Raw genomic sequence first — 256 nt, forward strand, 5'->3', positions numbered from 1 at the left:
TATAAACTATAAATTATAGCAGTATCAAAACCCAAATTAGCTAGCGAAAACATAATTAATATACTTGTAAAAAGTCCATCCACCCCTAAATATTCTATGCCAAGTATATAAATAAAAACAGTTCTAACAATAAACCCCATACCAATACTAATTATTTGTCCACACAAACCGAATAATATATTTTTTAGGGAATTTTGTATCCTCATAATAATACCTTCTATTTTTAATTGTTTTGTTTAAGTATTGCATTTACCTT

1 protein-coding gene is annotated in these 256 nt (G+C 25.8%); it reads right to left on the reverse strand.

What is annotated here, in order from left to right; all coding sequences use genetic code 11:
• On the reverse strand, window positions 1-206 hold a 206-nt coding region (locus tag GJQ66_RS13260; protein WP_368732942.1), incomplete at its 3' end, for a hypothetical protein.
• Window positions 207-256: the final 50 nt, after the last annotated feature.

This window comes from Microbacterium sp. ZXX196 (assembly GCF_009709595.1).
Lineage (GTDB): Bacteria > Actinomycetota > Actinomycetes > Actinomycetales > Microbacteriaceae > Microbacterium > Microbacterium excoecariae.